We start from the raw sequence: 19,402 nt of genomic DNA on the forward strand, positions 1-19,402 counted from the left end.
TTTCCGCTTCCCTGAGTCAAGGACAATCCGGCTCGCGAATAGAGTGCCGGTATGAGTGCGGCCCCGCTGGCGCGAACAATTGTTTCCGCGTCGGCATCGCTCAGCTCGGCAATTCTAGTATGGGCATGCTCAAGAACCCCTACAAGGGAAACCAACTCTTGAGCGGTGATTGGGATGGCTTCTGAGGCCGTCGGCGAAGTCGTGGGACTTTGAAGTCGATCGCGATGGCGTCGGCGCATCAAGACATACTCCTGGAGGACCTATGGCAGGCCGCTCCAGAAGGATCCGACCATCCGCAACGAACTCGGCTGGCTTTTCAAATGTGCGCTTCAGTACAGCTCAAGGTTGCCAACCGATACCTGAAGTGTAGCGAAAGCCCTTTCCTTGTCGACTCCGTCAGGTGTACTTTGCCTCAACATGCCTTATCTTTACTGTCATTATGAACTGATGCAACTCTCGCATGGTGCCATGATCTCGTGTGCCCGGGCCGACACCTTGACTTGCCATAAGCCTCTCTCGATCACCGGTCTCGCAGCGCCGAGTACGATCCCGAATCCGAATCCGAACGTTGCTCCGGCGATTTCCGAGCGGCGTTTCTTGATGATTCCCCACGCCTTTCTCCATCAGGGGAACTCCGCACCGAACTCCACTAGGCATTTGTCTCCCTGGCCGGCCGTCTGATCTGCTGGCGACGCCTCGAGAAAGCGCGCTCCTGATCGTGTTACGAGTTCCAGGGGAAGCCTCGGTCACATGCGTGCCGCCGATGCGGAGGGTCGGCGGCACGTTTTGAGGGCTGTGTCAGTTGTTACCGACGCGTTGGGCGCGCCTTCTAAGGTAGGTCTGCCCAGCTATTTCGACCACCACCAGACTTCCGAAGGTGGCGGGGAACTGATCCGTACTCCGTGCCCACCACTCGCGGAACGGGATGGCGAGCGCCAGCACCGAATCCTCTGAGGGTGCAGCTCGGTCGACCGGATCGACCGGGCAGCCAAGCTGCCACCACTCCGACACCGGCAACGGTGCCGATGAGGAGGGACAGGAAAACGGTCATCGACAGAACCCGTGTTTGTAGGGAATTCCGAGCAGCGTATCGATCCGTTTTGTCGGGGCCTGGCTTACCTTGCGAGTCCATTACGGAGGGTGTCTAGTGCTCGGTGCTCTTGTGGCCTCCGCACATGCGGAGGCCACAAGAGCACCCTTGGTGGAGCTACCTGGCTCGCCCGAGATACCGGAAAGCCGCTACGACCAGGACGCCCACAGCGAGTCCAGCTGCAGTTTCAGCGATCAGCATTGCGCTCGAATCGCCTTGGCCGGCGCCGAATATGCTGTAGAGCAGAGCTCCTAGCAGCCCGCCGGACACGAACTGCCAGCGAGGTGCCAGAAGTTGATCCATTCGCCGCTGCAGTGTGACGAAGATTTTCATGTGTGCATCACCACCACGACCTCGATCCCCGGAAGAGTCCGTAAATCCCGCCAGAGGTGAACCCGAAGGCAAATCCCCAGCCTCCGCCGACCGCCGCCCCGGGGCCGCAGCCGATCCCGCCGGTGAAAGTTCCACCGATGATGCAGCCACCGATGACGCCGAATCCGCCGCCAATGGTGCCGCCGCGGCCGCCCCAGAAGAAGAAACCTCTGACTCTGCGCATGGCCCAGTGACGGAGACTCCAGTGGGACCTGCGCTTCCCGTACCACGGCCTTCTTTTCTTCTTCTTGCAGGACTTGTGCTTCCACCACTCACAGTACTTGCCGGTGAGATCGTACTTGTTGACCGGGTCGCCGTTGACGTAGTTGTAGGCGTTGGCGTTGCCTCCGGGGACGGGGTCCGTCGACAGGAAGGATCCACTCCTGGCGTTGTACAGGCGCACGCCCATGAGGGTCACACCACTGGGCGTCTCGGAAGAACGCTCCTTGCCGCCGAGCCAGCCGTAGCGGGTGGGGTCGGTGCCGGGCTCCAGATTGCCGTACTCGTCGTAGGTGTTGACGACCGGGGTGGTGCTGTCGACCAGCGGGATCTGGGTGGCGATGTCACCGTGCAGGTTGGACAGTTGCAGGACAACATCGCCGGTCGCACTGGTGGTGGCTATCAGATTGCCGGCCAGGTCCTCGAGGCTGCGGCTGATGGCGCCGTTGCTCCCCGTGGTCCAGGTCGGGTTGTCCTCGTCGTCGCCGTAGTGGTTTGTCTGGGTGTCGGCACTGCCCCAGGTCCCGTCCTCGGCCTGCTCCTCGGTGGTCTGGGAGGCGAGGCGCCCGGCCGCGTCCAGGTTCCAGGTCGTGCGCTTGTTGTTCGCGGTGATCTGACGGACGAGATCATTGGTGTAGTAGGTGTTCTGGGTTCCGTCGGCCTGTGCGGTGGTGCGGCCGAAGGCGTCGTAGACGGTGGCGCTGGCGGTCAGTCGGTCGGCGCTGTCGTAGGCGTAGTTGTCGGTGTTGGTGGTGGGAGTGCCTCCGTCGACGTCGTCGTTGGTGGTGGTCAGCGCCTTGCGGTTGGTGTTGTCGTCGAAGGTGTAAGCCCGGTGGGTGGTGACGCCGGCTTCGGAGTCGTCGGCCTTGGTCAGGCGACCTGCTGCGTCGTAGGTGTATTCCTGGTAGGCGCCGCCGCCGGTGTAGACAGTGCGGGAGACGACCTGGTCGTGGATGTTCTGGCTGGTGGACTCACCCTGAACGGTCCAGCCCGACTCCCAGTGCCAGTATCGGGAGGTCTCACTGCCGGTGGGGTCCAGGTCGAACTCGACGTTCATGTTCCACGGCAGCACCTCCTTGTACAGACGACCGTCGGAGTCGTAGGAGCCGGTGACATCGCCGATGCTGCCCATCACCGAGTCATGGACTCGGCTGGGCAGGCCGGCGGGGTTGTCGTAGTCGTAGGTGACAGTCGACGGGGCCGAGTCGGTGACACGGATCTTGCGGCCACGGCTGTCGTACTCGGTGTGGGTGACGTTGCCCGCGCCGTCGTCATAGGCGATCTCTCGGCCGAGCAGATCGGTGGTGTGGGTGATGGTGGCGGTGCCGTTGGAGCCGGTCGCCACATCGCCGCTCGCCGTGTCGTAGGTGGTGTTCTGCGCCGGCACCGCCGTGCCGATGCCGCCTGCCACCTGGGTCTGCTTGACACGGCCTGCACCGTCGTAAGTGCTGACGGTGGTACGGGTGACGCCGTTGGCCGTCTCGGTGACCTTGGCCGGGTTACCCCAGCGGTCGTACTCCGTCATCTTCGTGGGCAGTTCGTTGGGGTTAGAACCGCCGTCGGTGATGGTTCCGGCCGGACCGGTGGAGCACACGAGATCGGCCCAGTCCGGGCGTCCGGCGCACGTGCCGGTGCCGGTGGCGGACCAATACTGGGTGATGGTGGCTCCGGCGTCGGCGCCTGTGGACTTCGGCAGCGTGGTCTTGATGACCCGGCCTTGGGTGTCGTAGCTGGTGGTCTGGGTGAGCTTCAGCCCGTTCGGGTCGGTGACTTCGCTGGTGGCAAGACCCTTGACCCAGTCGTAGCCGGTGGACGTGGTGCGTACATCCCCGTCGGCCGGGTAGCCGTCGATCCAGGCGCCCACCTTGACGGTGGTGACCTGGTCGCTGACCGTGGCGGTGCCGTCGGTGGGACGGCCTTCGTCGTAGCTGTTGACGGTGTGTTCCCGGGCCGCAATTTGGACACCGGCCGGGAGGTCGGGGCTGTCAGCGTCACCTGCCAGCGGCTTGGTGAGGGTGACCAGGTGCAGTGGGCTGAACTCCTCCAACTGGCGCTTGCCGTCGGTGGAGTAGACCGAGACGGTGCCGAGCAGGCGTGCTCGCTCGGCCGGAGAGGCCGCGAGAATGTTCAGTTGGCTCTGGGTGTTGACCTGGTAGTCGGCGCTGCCGAGGGCCAGTTCGCGGTTGGTCGCGGTCAGCTCGAAGACCGTGTTGCCGAACCGGTCGTACTGCTTGGTGGTCAGGTGTCGGCCGGGCAGGCCGGTGTTGACCTCGCGCCCGGAGGCGTCGGTGTAGGTGATGGTCGCCTTGTCGTAGTCGGCTGCACCCAGATCCGAACCGGTGTGGGACAGCAGAACCTGGTCGGCAGGGAAGACCGCGGTGGCGTCCGTGGGCGCGTCCGTCTGGCCCCAGGTGGTGGCGTCCCCGGGGGCAACCTGGTTGGGGGCCGTGGTGCCGGACAGCGGCACGTCGTAGACGACAGAGGTGATGGCTCTGGTGCCGTCCTGCTCGTCCTTGGTACCGGCCTTCAGGTTCGGGCGGGACGCCGCGAGCAGCATGCCGTCACCGGCGGCCGCGCTGTTGCCGGCCTTGCCGTACTCGAACGTCCACGGCAGCTCACCGGGTGGGGTGAGCGTGGTGACACGGCCGGCAGTGTCGTAGCCGTAGGCCGTCTTCAGCGCCGGAGAGATGCGCGGGTCCCACTGCTCGCGCAGTCGGCCCTGGTCGTCGTAAGCGTACTGGGAGATGGCCGTGGCGGTCGCGGCGGAGGCGCCGGGGTCGGTGGCCCACAGGCGGATCTGCTTCACCTGGCCGCTGTCGTCGCCGAACGTGCTCGATGTGGCGGTGGTGGAGGTCGCGTACACGTACTCCAGCAGTCGGCAGCCCTTGGTCGACGGCGTCGCCGCGCACGTGTCGGCCGTAACCGCGGAGGTCGGGGCGATCACGTATTTGGGCCGAGCCAGCGTCTTGCCGTTCACCGTGGTCTTCTCGGAGATCACGGTGGTGGTGGACTTGTCCGTCGGCAGGAACGTGGTGGCCAGCTGCCAGGTGGTGGCGGTGGAGTCGACCTTGCTGAACACCGAGGTGGTGCCTTCGGTGTCCTTCAGAGTGAACGAGCCGGTCAGCGAGCCGGTCAGCGTCAGGTCCTCAGCACCGGCCTCCGGCTTCCAGCCGCCGCCGCTGGCCGCGGTGAAGCCGACCACCCCACCGTCCACGTCCACGACGGCGACCGAGGTGGCCGATGTCTTGTGTACGAAGGACCAGTCGCTGTCGGTGATCTCAGCGGTGGTGCCCGCGGTCCACTGGGGACCGAAGATCGCCGCCTGCCCCTCCTGCTGGGCCCCGTTGGACGGGCGCCGGGAGGAGAACGTCCGCGAGACGCTCAGGCCGAAGGCCGAGGCGTCCGTCGACGACAGGCCGTAGTCACCGGTGAGCGTGTTCACGCTGCCGGGCCCGACATCTTCGCTGGGCGCCTGGCCGGCGTTGCGGTCCACCGTGATGGTGGTGGCCGGGGAGGCGTCGGTGGTGGTGCCGTCGGTGAACACCGCGCGGACGTCTACCGGACCATCCTCGCTGAGGGTGTCGGTGGTGTTCCAGGTCAGCGCCTCGGCGGTGCCGCTGGTCACGGTGGCGGGCCAGGCCGTGAGGGTGGAGCCGTCGGCCTTGCGGCGGATGTCCTGGGCGGGAATGTCGTTCCAGGTGTCGGTCTCACCGCGCCGGTACTGGTAGCGCACCCCGGTGTCACTCGCCTTGCCCTGGCCCGTCAGCTCCGTACGCCGCGCCGGACGGTCACCGAAACCCGGGGTGAGCAGGGCAGCACCCGAACCCGCGTAGAAGGTGTAGCTCGTGGTGGCCGAGACGTTGCCGGCCGCGTCCTTGGTGCGCGCGGTCAGGGTGTGCTTGCCCGCGCGGAAGACCGGCTTGGCGGTGACTGCGGTGCCGGTGGTGGCGACTGATTGCCAGGTGCCGCTGTCCAGGTTCCACTGGACTTCCTTCACGTCGCTGGTCGGCGGGGTGAAGGTGAACGTGCCGGTGAAGTCGCCGCTGTCGTCCGGCGTGCCAGACCACTGGCCAGCCGGGAAGTCGGTGGAGGACGTCTGCGTCGTCGCCGGGACCGTGGTGTCGACCGTGAGGGTGCGGAAGGCCGACCAGGCGCTGTTCGCCGAGCCGTCCCCTGCACGCGAGCGCCACTTGTAGGTGCCCTGCGGCAGCGCCGTCGGTGTCCAGGTGGCCGTCGCGCCGGAGGCGACGCTGCTGCTGGAGCCGGACTGCAGTGCGGAGGTGCCGTTGGAGGCCCAGACCTCGTAGTCGAGCGTGACCTGGGAGCCGTCCGGATCCAACGCCTTCGCCGACAGCGTCGGGGTGGTGTCGTTGGTGGCACCCTTGTCGGCCGGGGATATCAGGGTCGGCACCCCGGGAATGGAGTTGTAGGTCACCGACAGATACGGCGTGTTGGAGGCGGCGTTGCCCGAGTTGAACCGCTTCCAGCCGTACGGATCAGTCTCGTCCGAGGCTTGCAGCCCCAGGTGGTTGGTGCCGTTGCCGTTAGCGGCCCATGACTTGGCCAGCGAGGTGACGTCCGCGTTGACCCAGCCGTCGTTGCAGGAGCTGGAGAAGCCCTTGGTCTGCGTGCTGGTGGCGTACTTCGTGCCCCAACTCGGCTGGCTCGTCCAGCGCGTGCTGGTGCTGGCCGCACCCGTGCTGTACACGTCCCAGCCCTTGGCCGTGCACGACCAGGAGTGGAACTCGTACAGGTTCAGCTTCGCCGCGGTGATCTGCTTCCCGGTGATGTTCTTCATCGGGAAGGACAGGAAGGAACGCGCCACCTGACTGGAGCCGTTGTTGCCGATCTTCAGCTCGGTCGCGGCCGACTCGTCGGTGGTGTAGCCCTGCTCCACGAAGGTGTCGAAGCTGCTGCCGACGTTGATGGACGGGTCGATGGTGACCGGGAACTGCGTCTTCTCATCTGCCAGGAACCCGGCGTCCGGAGTCAGCGTGATGGTGATGGTGTCGCCGTCCTGTGCGACCTTCACCCCCACCTTCGCCTGATGGGTGTGCTCCCCGGAGTTCTTGTCTGTTTGGGCGTCCCACATCACCGGCGACGGCAAAACCCCCGCGCTCTTGCCCTTGGCGTCGGTGAAGGTGACCGACCCGTCATCGTGCGCCTTCGCGGTCAGCCCCTTGGCCTTCAGGCTGTAGGCCACCTGGCCGTTGGCATCGACGGCGGAACGGTTCTTCAGGTCCAGGAACTGCTCATAGCCGGTCCGCGTGGACTCGATCAGCAGGTCGGTGGCCGGCAGCGCGTCCTTGTACCGGGCGACCGTGTCATCGGCCCCCTCGATCGTGGGCTCCGGCAGTGCGCCGTACCAGCCGAGCTGCAGCTGCCGACCCGCACGGTCCTCCACCGTGACCAGCGGCACCGGCGCCGTTGCACTCTTCTCGCCAGCAGCCTTCAGCCCCTTCGGCGCGGCATGCTTGCCCGCCAGGGTCAGCCCGTGGGGATGCCCCTTCGCCCTGATCGACCCATCGCTGGCCTGTTCCAGCGACGGGTCGACGCTGCGCCAGGAGCCGTCGTCGCCCTTGAAGCGGATCGGTCCGGCGTACGCCTTCTCCGTGACCGTCCCGTCCGGGTTCACGTAGGTGGTCGAGGTTTCCGTGCGAGCGTCGGTGACCTCGATGCGGCGTTTCTGGATCTTGGCCTTCAACCGCGCAGCAGCTTCCGAGGCGGCAGTGGCGGGGCCCAGCTTCTTGGTTTTCTTACCTGAGGCCGTCGCGCTTTTTGCAGGCAATTCCTGCGGCAGAGCGACGGCCTGGCCCGTCGAGTCGATGACCACGGCAGTCTCGATGGCCAGCAGCAACGTCAGCGCCGCAGCGACCGGGCGCAGACGACGCAGGGAGGATAGTGGCAGATAGGGCTGCTCGGACCCTGCGGCTCGGTGCCGCGTGGGTCTCTGAAACAGAGTTGGCATGTGAAGTCCCCTCCGGCGCAGTTGCCTCTCTGCGCCAGCCGGAGATCTTCACACGCAACTCACAACCTGTCATGACCCCGTCCATGGCCAGCACTTGAACAATTACATCGTCTTGATGTGACCACATGGCCCCTATTTCCCAATTGGCGCATTGTGCGCCGTGCAGCCGTGCAGCCGTGCAGTAATAGGGCAGGGGCATACTCGGTGAAATAGTCCTCAATTGAACTTTCACGCCTTGGGTAAGATTTTGCTGATCTCGGTCAAGCGTGCAGGCTGCATTTCAGCCACGGAGGTTGATTTAGCGCCACTCTCGCATGTGATCGCACTGGTCTCGCCTGCCGCGGTGCCCTCCGACCGCCACGCCAACGATCCAGCGGCAGCGTCTTGTTCATCGCGCCCGTTCCCGACGAGTCCTTCAGATGACTTGACACCGAGGGGTGCGCCGGCGTTGGGGAACCAGGCCGCCCGCCACCGCAGGATCGAGATCGTCAGCCCCGGCAATCCAGGCGCCTCCTAGCGGCGCAGCGAGAAGACCGGAGTCTCCGGCGAGGACTTCGCCACCGACGGGTCGTCTTCCCCGAGAGACCGGCGGGAACCGGTAGGAGCCGCCTACTGTGACGTCACCCGATCCAGCGATAACACCACACTTGTTGTGATGGATAAACTCAAATACACCGGCGCTGAGCTGCATCAAGCCTGAACATCCTGCCATCGCCACAGCCTGGACCCCCGGAGAAGTCACGTTGGCGAGGTTGTGGGTCACGAGGACGACGGCGCGGTCGCCGGCCATCTCACGCAGCCCGGTGAAGATCCGGTGCTCGGCCCGCGCGTCGAGGTCCGAGGTGGGCTCGTCCATGACGAGCAGGCCCGCATCCCTGTGCGCCGGTCGGGCCACCGCGAACCGCTGCCACTGCCCGGGCGACAGCGCCACGCCGCCCCACCACTCCCGGGCCAGCAGCGTGCCCAGCCCGGACCGGAGTTTCCGGATCACGTCGTCGGCGCCGCTGGCCCGTGCCGCACGCGCGACCGCCGCGTCGCCCTCGGCGCGGGGCTGGCCCAGCGTGATGTTCTCGCGCGCGGTCATGGGCCAGCGGGCGAAGTCCTGCGGCACCACCGACGTCTGCCGCCACAAGGCGTGCGGATCAAGGTCGGTGACGTTGACGCCGTCCCACTCGACGACGCCAATGGAGGGAAGGTTGAGACCGGACAAAAGTTTCATAAGGGTCGATTTGCCTGAGCCGTTCTCCCCGACGACCGCCACAATCTCGCCTTGGCGGACCTCGAAGTCGACGTCGTGGAGGGTGTCCTGCTCCGCTCCCGGATAGCGGAAGGAGACGCCCCGCAGCGCGATGTGCTGCGGTCGCGGGGGCGTGAGCGTGCCGCGGGCCATGCGCTGGCCGGCTGCCTCGGTGACGAACCGCTCCCAGTCGTCGAGGTAGAGCCCGGTACGCAGCAGGTCCCGGCCGTAGCTGACGAGTCCCTGCAGTCCGGTGGCCGCCGAGCGCAGCGCGAACACCACGGTTCCGGCCGCGGCCGCCGAGATCCGCCCGGTCTCCAGCAACAAGAAGACCGCACCCCACACGAGCGCCGACGCGAGCCCCGTCGCGGCGGCCCCGACCACGGAGATCTTGGCCCGGTCCCACGCAGCGGCGTCGCTGGTGGCCTCCACCCGCTGGGCGCTGTCCCGGTACTTGCCCAGCAGGTACGGCGCCAGGGTGTCGGTGCGGACCTGGTCGGACTGGTTCTTGGCGATCAGATGCCAGCGCAGCATGGTCTTCACCCGCCGGTCCTTGTGGGTGGCGACCACTGCCAGGTAGGTGACGCGCTCCGCGCGGATCGCCGCGATCGCCTGCGGCACCGCAGAAGCGAGCAACAGAGGCAGCAGCAGCGGGTAGAGGCTGGCGATGACCACGCCGGCGGCGACCAGGGTGGCCAGAGAGGCGATGTAGTTCTGGGACTGGCCGATCATGTCCCGGCTGACATCGACGCCGCGCTCGGCGGCATCGAACCGGTCGTTGAACCCGGGGTGGTCGTACGCGGCCTGTTCCGCGTTGGTCGCCGCTTCCAGCATCTTGTACTCCGCCTCGCGGCTGACGCGCGGCGGGAGCCGGTTCGACAGGGCCTGAATGGCGATGCCGAGCAGAGACCGCAGCGCGGCCGTCCCGGCCAGGACGGCCACGGCCGGGATCGCCTCGGGCAGCCGGCGCGTATCGTGCGCCGTCGCGATCAGCACCGAGAGAGCCTCGGTCGTCGCGAACAGACCCAGCGCCCCCAACAGCCCCGAGACGATCTGACAGACCAGAAGGGCGACGACGGCCCGGCGGTCAACCTCCCAGGCCAGCGAGAACGTCCGGCGGATCAGCGAGGGAAGACGCCGGGCCATGGTGCGGCCGGTCAGCAGCTCGGCCAACTCCAAACTGTCCCCGCCAGGGTGGTTGAACGCCAACTCCTCCTCAACAGCGGGCGCCGCCTCCACCTCGTCGGTGTCCTCGCTGTCGTCATGCAGTCGGTCCGCGGTTTCCGTCACGGCCGGTCTCCTTCCGTCTTCAGCGGGGCGCGCTCGCGGGCGGCGGCCGGAACGTCAGCCGGTGGATCGCCATCGGGATCGGTGGCCGCGCCGGGCAGGGCGCGCAGCGAGCGCACCGGGGAGAAGGCCAGGACAGCGGTTGGGACGAGCAGGAGGACCGTGCCGGCGACCAAGGCGCTGCGGACCCCGTACAGGGTGCCGATCGCGCCGGCGAGGGGTGCGGCGAACGGACGGCTCCCACCCGTGAGCCACGTGCTGACCGCCTGCATGCGCCCCTGCAGACGCGCCGTCGTGATCATCTGCCGGATCGATCTTTGGGTCGTGCCGACCGCCGCCGCGCAGAAGAGCTGCACGGCGAGGGCGGCGCCGATGACGAGCTGCCAGGACCGCCCCGGGGACGCGATCAGCAGCGGGATCTGGGTGAGCGGGGTCAGCATCAGCGCGCTGAGCATCATCGGGCCGGGCCCGAACCACCGGGTCATGCGCGGCGCGAGCAGCGCGCCGGCGCAGCTGCCCACGGTGGCGGCCGCCATGACGAGCCCGAACGCCGTCGAGCTGAAGTGCAGCTCACGCAGCAGGTACAGCGCCCACAAAGTGTTCAGCACGGCCAGGGCGAAGCTCGAGGTGGAGTTGGTGAGGGTGAGGGTGCGCAGGGTCGTCTCCGCGAACACGTACCGCACGCCTTCCGCGATCTCCGTGCGCAGCCGGGCACGTCCGGTCCGAGGCGACGGCGGCGGCTCGGTGACGCGGATCCGCGACGTGCACCAGGCGCGACGGCGTAGGAGAGGACGTCCGCGAGGACGGCGCGGGCCGCCCCCAACGCGGAGACCAGCGCGGCGCCGAGGCTGCTGCCGGCCGTGGCGGACAGGGAGAACAGGCCGCCGATGCGGGAGTTGCCCTGCTGCAGCAGCGATCGGTCCAGCAGGGTGGGGAGGTAGGCGATGGCGGCGGCATCGTGGATGACCCCGGCAGTGGCCTGGACGAACGCGACCGCCATCAGCTGCGCGAAGGTCAGCCGGTCGACCGCGGCCGCGAGCGGCAGCGTGAGCAGGACGATCAGGCAGACCAGATCGCCGCCGACCATGAGCGGTCGTTTGGGATGCCGGTCGGCCAGCGCCCCGGCGTGCAGAGCGATGAGCAGGCTGGGCAGGTGCGTCAGGAACGTCAGCGCTGCCACCTCGGCCGGGGAGGCGTTCAGCTCGACCACGGCCAGGTAGGGCACGGCACGGCGCTCACCGACGATCCGGCCACACTGCCCGCCTCACCCGCCACATACAGCAGATAGGGGCGGTGGCGCCACAGAGCCGCGGGCGTCTTGACGGCATGAGGGGGAGTGGAGGCGACAGGAGGGCTCGGGGCTCGATCAGGAGAGGCCGTCACACGGCACCGCCGCTCGCCGGGACGGTGATGTTCCCGTACAGCCGCCCGGCCACGAAGTTTTCCAAGACCGCCCGGGTGCAGGGGTGGCAGTCCGCCGGCGGGTTGCCCGGCTCGATCCACAGGACGGAGTCGTGCTTGTCCGGCTCGGCGTTGTACGGCTCGCCCCGCCAGCGCTGCGCAGTGAACACCACACCGATCACCCGCACCTGGTCGGGATCGCAGTAGTGCACCGTCTGACAGATCTCCAGGTCCTCGACGGCGGCCCGGACGCCGGTCTCCTCGTGCAGCTCGCGCGCCGCGCCCTCATCGAGGAACTCGCCGTTCTCCAGCTTGCCGCCGATCACGGTGACCTGGTTCGAGCAGTAAGCGGACCGATTGTTGTGCCGCACCGCCAGGACCCGCCCGTCGTCACGCTGGAGCAGGACCATGACGATCGCCGGGCTCAAGTGCTACTCACTCACGCGGCCTGCACCTCCAGCCGGGCCAGCGCGGCCCGCCCGCGAGCGACGATCTCGAGGTCGCCGTTCGGGACGCCCCAGGAGATGGCGCTCGCCGCGTCCAGCGCGCACAGGCAGCGCAGCGCCCACTGCTCCCCATCGGCGAGTACGCGGCCGTACCCCTCCAAGAACGCTGTCTGAAGGTCTGGGCGGCCGATCCAGGATCCGCTGGCGAGAGGGACGAGGTCGGCGACCGCGGCGTGCGGACGGGCGCGTTCCAGGTCTACTGCCCCGAACACAGGGGCTGCGAGGGCACCGTCGAGCAGCCAGTTGCGTTCCTGGAAATCGCCGTGGATGAAACCGGTCGGCAGCGGCCCGAGCTGGCCGAGAGCGGAGGCGTGCCACCGTACGGTCCGCCGTTCAGCCGGGCCGATCAGGTCCGCGGCTCCGGCCAAGTGCTTCTCGCAGCCGGCGGCCCGGGCGACCTCGACGGCGGCGTCCGCGTGGTCCTGAGCCGACAGCTCGCCAGCACCGCCGTGGAAGCGCCTCAGCCAACTACCAGCCCGCCGGTGCAGCATGCGCTGCACGGCGGGGGTGAGGGAGAGCGACTTCACCATGCGACCGGGCACCGGGGAGAGCAGCAGGGCCTGCTGGTGCGGGTCGGACGCCAGCAGCAGCGGTGCGGTGCCCGGCTCCATACCGGGCGCCACTTCCCGCAGGGCGCGAGTGTCGCGGCCGAAGGCCGTCGCGCTCGCCGCCAGCTTTGTGAAAACGATCTCGGCGGCACAGGTCAGCTCCCACACGCGGGAGTTGGGGCGGCTGTGGGAGACGTCCCGTTCGAGGTGCACCGGGCCGAGGACAGTCTGGGCCCATTGAAGGAGGGCGGGTGGAATCGGCTTGCCGGCGGTCATGCCCCCCACCTCGGTTCCGGGCGTGACGGATCCGCGGCGAACGCACGGGTGGTGTCCGCACGCTGCACGAGGTGGACACGCTGTTCGAACGCAGGAGGCAGGGGAGGGCGATGCGGCCGTGACCTCCTGTTCGACCACTCGCTCGGGGATCGTCACCCGATCAAGCGATTGCGTGGCGTACGGCGGCGAGTGCATCGTCCGTCCTTCGTCGGGATCACGATCCGGGTGCGGAGGAGAACTCTGGTGGGCCCCACTGACAGCCGACGGCGTGCGAAGACCTGAATCGGACAACTTCCCTCACGCACGCCAGGACGCTCGGCCCGCGCAGCACAAGGCACCCCTGTCGATCGGACGTTCGGCAGGGCAGGAGGACATGGGCGGGACAGTGCTCACGGGTCCGGCCGGACATTGTCGGAAAACAGTTGGAGAGGCATGAACAGCGAGACGGAGGGTGGCGGCGGCATGCGATGCTTCACGCCCGGCCAGACGGTGCAGCGCCGGGACATGTGGCATGACCAGGTCTGGAGCACCCAGGCCTTACGCGTCATCGACGACTCCGCCACCGCCTTGGTCACCGCCATGTGGCCCGGAGCCGAGGTGCGCGTGCCCGACAGCTACGCGCGCTCCCGCCGGTCCGCACACATGGCCGAACGGGGCGACGTGATCCGGCAACTCGCGGCCGGGACGTGGACGCTGACCGACACGTGCTGGCAGGACACGGTGCTTGTGTTGTGGAGGCCGCCGCACACGTACTTCAGCGTCAACGCCTTCTACACAGTCGACGGCGGCGACGGCGGCACTCGCCTACGGAACTGGTACATCAACTTCGAACGGCCAAGTGTCCGTAGAGGCCAGGGGTTTGACACCTTCGACCTGTTCGTCGATCTCGTGGTCGACGCGGACTTGTCCACGTGGAACTGGAAGGACGAAGCTGAGTATGCCCAGGCCCGGCGGCTGGGCATCGTCGACGACAGTGAGCACGCCCAGGTCGATGCCGCCAGGGACCAGGCCCTGGCCTGGGTCACTGAGCGCCGAGGCCCGTTCGCGGAGGCCGGCTGGTGGGCAGCATGGCGCCGTGATTCAACCTGGCCCACACCGACCTTCGCCCGCATTGCACGCTGATTCGCCGCGCGCGGACCGAAGACACCGTTCCGGCCAAGCTCCGCAATGGGCGGTCGAGAGGGGGCGCACAGAATTATCCGGCGTGCGCCCACGTGCTTCAAAAAAGAGCCGGTAACTGGTTTATGAAGCTGGAATGCAATTGACGATCAAACAGCAATCGGAAATGGCGGAACTTCACCGGCGACAGAGGCAATTTCTCTCGCTATTCTTACGGCATGACGCGCCCACACATATCCGAAGAGTCGGCAAGTCACCCACCCCAGAGCCATGCGCTGGACGTACCGAACGTGCGCAACTTCCGGGACGCTGCAATATCCCCGCTGCGAACCGGAAAGCTCTACCGGTCAGGATCTCTGAACCGTCTCACAGAAGAAGGTGCGGAGCGCATCAACCAGCTCGGCATTCGCACCATCTTCGATCTGCGCGGTAATGCGGAGACGGCCGTATGGCCACTCGGCAGTCATGGTGCAGGCGTTGAGCGGGTCTCCCTTCCCGCGCTCCCCGACCGGACAGGCTTGGTGGAGCTCGGCTTCACAGATTTCTCTGGATTCGACGGCAAGGCCTGGCCGGTCGATCCCGCACGGCTGTACCCCTTCATGGCGGTGTACGCCGGCCCGGCGATCGGGCAGCTGGTGCACCGGCTGATCCGCCCGGGCGCCCTGCCCGCGATCATCCAGTGCGCCGTCGGCAAGGACAGGACGGGTCTTGCGGTCGCCGTGATCCAGTCCCTCCTCGGGGCCCCGTGGCCGGACATCGTCGACCACTTCGTCCAGTCGAACACCGAACTGATGCTGACGGCCGGTCCCACCCCCTTCACTGACGAATCAGGGGTCACCCGCTACTCGCACCCCGTGACCGAAGGACTCCTCCGGTCAGCCATGGAAGCGATCGACCACACGCACGGCAGCCTGACCTCCTACATCGAGGCTCACGGAGTCACCTCCGAGGACATGGCTGCGCTCCGCTCGCTCCTGGTGCCCTGACCTGGTCCCTGCTGGCGCGCCCTCGGCGTGATCGCCGAGGGCACCTGTGTTGCGCCCGTTAAGGACGAGGGGCGAATCTGAGCCATCCTCCGCAGAGTCGCGCCAACGGAGACGATGCGCGCGACCAGGAGACTCCTGCTTCATTCGCCCTGGACAAGCCGGGAGGCAGTTCGATCCAGCGTCGTCATCTGTGGTCCGGGAATAGCCAGATTCGATCTTGAAAGCGGCGCGGATTCATCACTCTGCACCCACTTCTGTGATCCCTTCGCCACCGCGGCCTCCGGCTCCGCTAGCATCTCTCGGGTTACAGGACGGGCTCTCGTGCTCCGACGTATAAGAGTGCTGTGTGATGCCCGCGTGGGTTTTGATGATCAATGTGCAGGAGTGGCAGCCATGAGTGATGCGTTGGCCGGTGCGGTTGCCCTTGAAGGCGGTCGAATGGCGGCGGGCGTGGTGCGGGTTGACGACACCGTACGAAAGCCTGCAACGGAATCATCAGAATTCATGGCCCGTCTCCTGAAACTGTTCGAGCAGCAGAGTTTCGACAACGCCCCGAGGTACCTCGGACAGGTCGATGGAAAAGACCTTCTCGGCTTTATCGAGGGGGACGTTCCCGCACGCTTCCAGCCGTGGTCCGATGCCCAGGTGCGAGCCGCAGCGGTTTTGCTGCGGGAGGCGCACGACGCCACCCGCGGAAGTGAACTCGCCGGCCGCTTCGACGTCGTGTGTCACCACGACCCTGGCCCGAATAATTTCGTTTTCCAGGACGAGGTGCCCGCAGCAATCATCGACTGGTCCGAAGCCGCGCCGGGAAGCCGGCTGGAGGACCTCGGATACCTATCCTGGACCTGGACGATTTCGTCGAAGCAGCGCATGCCGCTGGATCGCCAGGCGGAACAGGTCCGGCTCATCGCCGATGCCTATGGCCTGGGTGAGGCCGAGCGGCACGCTCTGGTCGACTGCATCCTCGAGCGCCAGGTACGCAACGTCCGGTTCTGGTCCGAGTTCCTGGCTCAGCCGGAGACGGCGCCTGCCGCTCCCGACGTGCTGAGCGACCGGATCGAGTGGAGCCGGCGGGAGCACGCCTTCACGTACGCCCACCGGGACGTGTTCGACACGGCTCTCGTCTGACGGCGAATGGCCTGGTCAGAGGGGTGAGGCGGACGCTGCGGGATTGCTGGGTGCCGTCGGCAGCCCGAACATGGCTCCCTTGGTGCGGGCGAGTTCGCTGATGTCCCTGGGACTGTTCTCCCGCGTTACGTACGGCGCTACGGGCTGGTCCAGGGGCGGGTTGGCCAGGAACAGCACGGTCATGCGCCGGGGGAGCTGGTGGTTGCGGACCCGGTGGTAGAGCGGGGGGATGTCGTCCCCGGTCATGGCCGTGAGCAGGCTGCCCGGCATCACCAGCAGCCGGTTGTCGTGGACCGGGACGGGCTCCATGGCGTCGCCGACTTCGATCTCCAGGCCGGGGCCGTCGGCGATCGCGAGGGTGAGCAGGTGGCCGTCCTCGTGCCGGTCCTGGAGCAGGTCGCGGTCACTGGGGTGGTACCAGTTGATCTCCAGGTAGGAGTAGTCGCCGAATGGCAGGGCGTGCGGCGGGTGCCCGTAGTGGCCGGACAGGTCGGCGAGGATGGTGGACGTGATTTCGGCGGTGACGGCCCAGTAGTCCCGCAGCGCTTTCAGGAACGGTGCGATGGCCTCGGCGTCGTGGTGCGGGATGGTGGCGGGGTTGTCCGCCCAGTAGGTGAAGCTCTCGTTCATGTCGGGCCGGTCGGGGCTGACGGAGTACTGGCGGCCGTAGGGGCGGAAGCCGTAGTTGAAGTCGGCGCTGCCGTGGGCGCGCTTGGCCGCCTCGTCCAGGGTGAAGAAGCGGGCGGCCTCGTTGCGCAGCGCGGTGAGCGCGGCGGCCGCGTCCGGGGCGAGGTCGACTGTCGCGCGTGCGTCGGCGAGGAGGCTGGCGGCGGGGGTGGTGTGAGGCACGGTGTGCTCCTGTCGGATCAGGTGGTTCAGAGGAAGTAGAGGCGGCTGAGCGGGGTGGCATCGGCGGGCGGGGAGCTGAGCGGGGTGCCGTCGAGGCTGACGCGGCCGGTGGACGCCTCGACGCGGACGTCTGCGGTGCGGTCGTTGCGGAGCATGGTGGGCAGGCTGATGCTGCGGGTGTCCCGGACGGCCACGCGGCGTCGGCGGGTGGGCAGCTGGTCGGTGGCGCTGTCGTGGGCTGCCTGGCTGACGAAGGCCACGGAGAGGTCGGCGGCGGTCTCGCCGAAGGACCCGAACTGCGGTCCGAGTACGAGGGGTTGGCAGCTCTCGGTGGAGGCGTTGGGGTCGCCGGTCACGCCGTACGCGGGATAGCCGGCCTTGAGGACGAGGTGGGGCTTGGCGCCGAAGTAGGAGGGGTCCCACAGGACGATGTCGGCGAGGCGGCCGGTGGTCAGGGCGCCAATCTCGTGGGCCATGCCGTGGGCGAGGGCGGGGTTGATCGTGAGTTTGGCGAGGTAGCGCAGGATGCGCTCGTTGTCGTCCGCGGCGGGCTCGGGGTCGAGTGCTTTCATCTTGGCGGCCACGGCGAAGGTGCGGCGGACGGTTTCGCCGATGCGGCCCATGGCCTGGGAGTCGGAGGAGGTGATGGGGATGACGCCGAGGTCGTGCAGGACGTCTTCTGCGCCCAGGGTGCCGGGGCGGATGCGGTCGGCGGCCAGGCGCAGTGCGTCGGGGTTGGTGGGGTCGAGCCGGTGGACGGTGGCGATCATGCGGAGGTGCTCGTCGGCGGTGTCGCGGGTGTAGGGGAGGCCGGGGTTGGTGGAGGAGCCGATGATGTTGGTGACGCCGGCCAGCTGGAGCACGTTGGGGGCGTGGCCGCCGCCGCACCCTTCGACGTGGAAGGCGTGCAGGGTGCGGCCCGCGATGACGGCGAGGGTGTCGTCGACGTAGAGGGCTTCGTTGAGGGTGTCGCTGTGGAGAGCGACCTGGACGTCGTGTTCGTCGGCGACGGTGAGGGCGGTGTCCAGGGCGCGGGCGTGGGCGCCCATGTCCTCGTGGACCTTGAAGCCGGAGGCGCCGCCTTCGGCGAGGGCCTGGAGGAGTGGGCCGGAGTGGGAGCTGGAGCCGCGGGCGAGCAGGGCGATGTTGACGGGCCAGGCGTCGAAGGCGCGCAGTGCGTGGTGGAGTTCGGTGCGTGTGGTGATGCCGCAGCCCCAGGTCGGGCCGAAGTTCTGGGAGACGACCGTGGTCACGCCGGCGGCCAAGGCAGCGTTGAGGACGCGTGGGGAGACGAGGTGGACGTGGGTGTCGATGATGCCGGGGGTGGCGATCAGTCCTTCGGCGGCGATGACGGTGGTGCCGGTGCCCACGACGACGTCGACCGCGTCGAGGGTGTCGGGGTTGCCGGCTCGCCCGATGGCGTGGATGCGGCCGTCCCGGATGCCGATCGAGGCCTTGCGTACGCCGAGGACGGGGTCGACCAGGACCGCATTGGAGACGACAAGGTCGCAGGTGGCGTCGGTGGGTTCGGCCTTCATATGCATGCCGTCGCGGGCGGTGTTGGCGTAGCCGGTGATGAATTCGTCGCCGGGGCGCTGGGAGTCGGCTTCGATGCGCAGGCGCAGCCCGGTGTCGGCCAGTTGGAGGCGGTCGCCGGTGGTGGGGCCGTGCAGGCGGCTGCTCATGGGGTGCCTTCCTGGGCGGTCGTGGATCCGGTGTCGAGGTAGCCGTCGACGTGCGCGCGCTGGAGCGCGGCTTGGAGCTGGCCGGGGGCGTCCAGCGGGCCGTCGACCAGGCCGGCGAAGCCGATGACGATGCGGTCGCCGCCGATCGGGGTCAGGGTTACGGTGCGGGCGGACTGCGGAGGGAAGACAGTGACCTCACCGACCGCCAGGGCGAGGCGGCGTCCGTAGGCAGCGCTGCGGTCGAAGGCCAAAGCCCGGTTGGCCTCGAAGAAGTGGAAGTGGCTGGTGACGGTGATCGCCACCGGGCCGGTGTTGGTGACCTCGACCTGGACGAGCTCGGGAAGGGTGACTGCTGCCGGCTCGCCCGGCAGGACCGCCCCCGGGATGGCCTGCGCGGCCGCCTCCGTGCCGGGGTCGGGGATCGGGTCGGTGATGACGATGAGCTTGGTGCCGTCGTCGAAGACGGCCTCGACCTGTATCTCGGTCAGGATCTGGGCCACGCCGGGCAGGACGTCGTCGGCGGTGAGGACCCGGCGGGCCGCTGCCGCGGCGTCGGCGAGACGGGCGCCGTCCCGTGCTGCCTCGCAGGCGGCATGGGCGATGAGCGCGGTCGCCTCTGGGACGTTGAGCCGCACGCCGCGGGCCCGGCGCTCACGGGCGAGGAGGGTTGCCAGATACAGCTGTAGCCGGTCGTGTTCTGCCGGGGTCAGACGCATACCTGCTCCTTG

Annotated in this window: 12 protein-coding genes; 3 read left to right on the plus strand and 9 right to left on the minus strand. The window is 67.8% G+C overall.

Annotated features, from left to right (window positions below; genetic code table 11):
- Positions 1–1,430 precede the first annotated feature (1,430 nt).
- The 6 genes from ACIRA5_RS00495 to ACIRA5_RS00520 form a co-directional block, all read right to left on the minus strand.
- Positions 1,431–7,649, minus strand: coding sequence for a DNRLRE domain-containing protein (locus tag ACIRA5_RS00495; protein WP_403685925.1), 6,219 nt, complete (start codon positions 7,647–7,649; stop codon positions 1,431–1,433).
- A 415-nt stretch (positions 7,650–8,064) separates the two neighbouring features.
- Positions 8,065–10,176 carry an ATP-binding cassette domain-containing protein gene (locus ACIRA5_RS00500; RefSeq protein WP_403685926.1) on the minus strand — a complete coding sequence of 704 codons (2,112 nt, stop codon included), beginning with the start codon at positions 10,174–10,176 and terminating at the stop codon, positions 8,065–8,067.
- Positions 10,173–10,847: an MFS transporter gene (locus ACIRA5_RS00505; protein WP_403685927.1), complete on the minus strand. Its 675-nt coding sequence runs from the start codon at positions 10,845–10,847 to the stop codon at positions 10,173–10,175. Before ACIRA5_RS00505 ends, ACIRA5_RS00500 begins: the two co-directional genes overlap by 4 nt.
- A complete protein-coding gene (locus ACIRA5_RS00510) occupies positions 10,775–11,398 on the minus strand; it encodes an MFS transporter (RefSeq protein WP_403685928.1) in 624 nt (207 codons plus the stop codon). The genes ACIRA5_RS00505 and ACIRA5_RS00510 overlap by 73 nt, the downstream gene beginning before the upstream one ends.
- A gap of 154 nt (positions 11,399–11,552) precedes the next feature.
- The gene (locus ACIRA5_RS00515; RefSeq protein ID WP_403685930.1) at positions 11,553–12,002 is read right to left on the minus strand and encodes an NUDIX domain-containing protein; all 450 of its coding nucleotides are present in this window, start codon (positions 12,000–12,002) and stop codon (positions 11,553–11,555) included.
- 11 nt (positions 12,003–12,013) lie between these two features.
- Positions 12,014–12,904, minus strand: coding sequence for a phosphotransferase (locus ACIRA5_RS00520; RefSeq protein ID WP_403685931.1), 891 nt, complete (start codon positions 12,902–12,904; stop codon positions 12,014–12,016).
- Positions 12,905–13,336: 432 nt separating this feature from the next.
- Here ACIRA5_RS00520 and ACIRA5_RS00525 point away from each other — a divergent pair, with 432 nt between their 5' ends.
- The 3 genes from ACIRA5_RS00525 (at position 13,337) to ACIRA5_RS00535 (ending at position 16,140) form a co-directional block, all read left to right on the plus strand.
- Positions 13,337–14,026, plus strand: a complete 690-nt coding sequence (locus tag ACIRA5_RS00525) for a DUF402 domain-containing protein (protein WP_403685933.1) — start codon at positions 13,337–13,339, stop codon at positions 14,024–14,026.
- Positions 14,027–14,241: 215 nt separating this feature from the next.
- A complete protein-coding gene (locus ACIRA5_RS00530; protein ID WP_403685934.1) occupies positions 14,242–15,009 on the plus strand; it encodes a tyrosine-protein phosphatase in 768 nt (255 codons plus the stop codon).
- A gap of 393 nt (positions 15,010–15,402) precedes the next feature.
- Positions 15,403–16,140, plus strand: a complete 738-nt coding sequence (locus ACIRA5_RS00535; RefSeq protein ID WP_403685935.1) for a phosphotransferase family protein — start codon at positions 15,403–15,405, stop codon at positions 16,138–16,140.
- A 15-nt stretch (positions 16,141–16,155) separates the two neighbouring features.
- On the opposite strand, the gene ACIRA5_RS00540 is transcribed toward ACIRA5_RS00535, so the two are convergent.
- Genes ACIRA5_RS00540 through ureA form a run of 3 tightly spaced genes read right to left on the minus strand, consistent with a single transcriptional unit; the run spans position 16,156 to position 19,390 of the window.
- Positions 16,156–16,989 carry a hypothetical protein gene (locus ACIRA5_RS00540; RefSeq protein WP_403685937.1) on the minus strand — a complete coding sequence of 278 codons (834 nt, stop codon included), beginning with the start codon at positions 16,987–16,989 and terminating at the stop codon, positions 16,156–16,158.
- Positions 16,990–17,015: 26 nt separating this feature from the next.
- A complete protein-coding gene (locus ACIRA5_RS00545) occupies positions 17,016–18,674 on the minus strand; it encodes an urease subunit alpha (RefSeq protein ID WP_403685938.1) in 1,659 nt (552 codons plus the stop codon).
- Positions 18,671–19,390, minus strand: a complete 720-nt coding sequence (gene ureA / locus ACIRA5_RS00550) for an urease subunit gamma (protein WP_403685939.1) — start codon at positions 19,388–19,390, stop codon at positions 18,671–18,673. Before ureA ends, ACIRA5_RS00545 begins: the two co-directional genes overlap by 4 nt.
- Between the last annotated feature and the right edge of the window lie 12 nt (positions 19,391–19,402).

Origin of the sequence: Streptomyces sp. NPDC096311 (assembly GCF_044763085.1) — a bacterium.
Taxonomy (GTDB): domain Bacteria; phylum Actinomycetota; class Actinomycetes; order Streptomycetales; family Streptomycetaceae; genus Streptomyces.

Excerpts from the sequence above, each read along its gene's own strand:
- ACIRA5_RS00530 (WP_403685934.1), top strand. The coding sequence starts at position 14,242 with ATGACGCGCCCACACATATCCGAAGAGTCGGCAAGTCACCCACCCCAG.
- ACIRA5_RS00495 (WP_403685925.1), bottom strand. The coding sequence starts at position 7,649 with ATGCCAACTCTGTTTCAGAGACCCACGCGGCACCGAGCCGCAGGGTCC.
- ureA (WP_403685939.1), bottom strand. The coding sequence starts at position 19,390 with ATGCGTCTGACCCCGGCAGAACACGACCGGCTACAGCTGTATCTGGCA.
- ACIRA5_RS00525 (WP_403685933.1), top strand. The coding sequence starts at position 13,337 with ATGAACAGCGAGACGGAGGGTGGCGGCGGCATGCGATGCTTCACGCCC.
- ACIRA5_RS00545 (WP_403685938.1), bottom strand. The coding sequence starts at position 18,674 with ATGAGCAGCCGCCTGCACGGCCCCACCACCGGCGACCGCCTCCAACTG.
- ACIRA5_RS00520 (WP_403685931.1), bottom strand. The coding sequence starts at position 12,904 with ATGACCGCCGGCAAGCCGATTCCACCCGCCCTCCTTCAATGGGCCCAG.
- ACIRA5_RS00535 (WP_403685935.1), top strand. The coding sequence starts at position 15,403 with ATGAGTGATGCGTTGGCCGGTGCGGTTGCCCTTGAAGGCGGTCGAATG.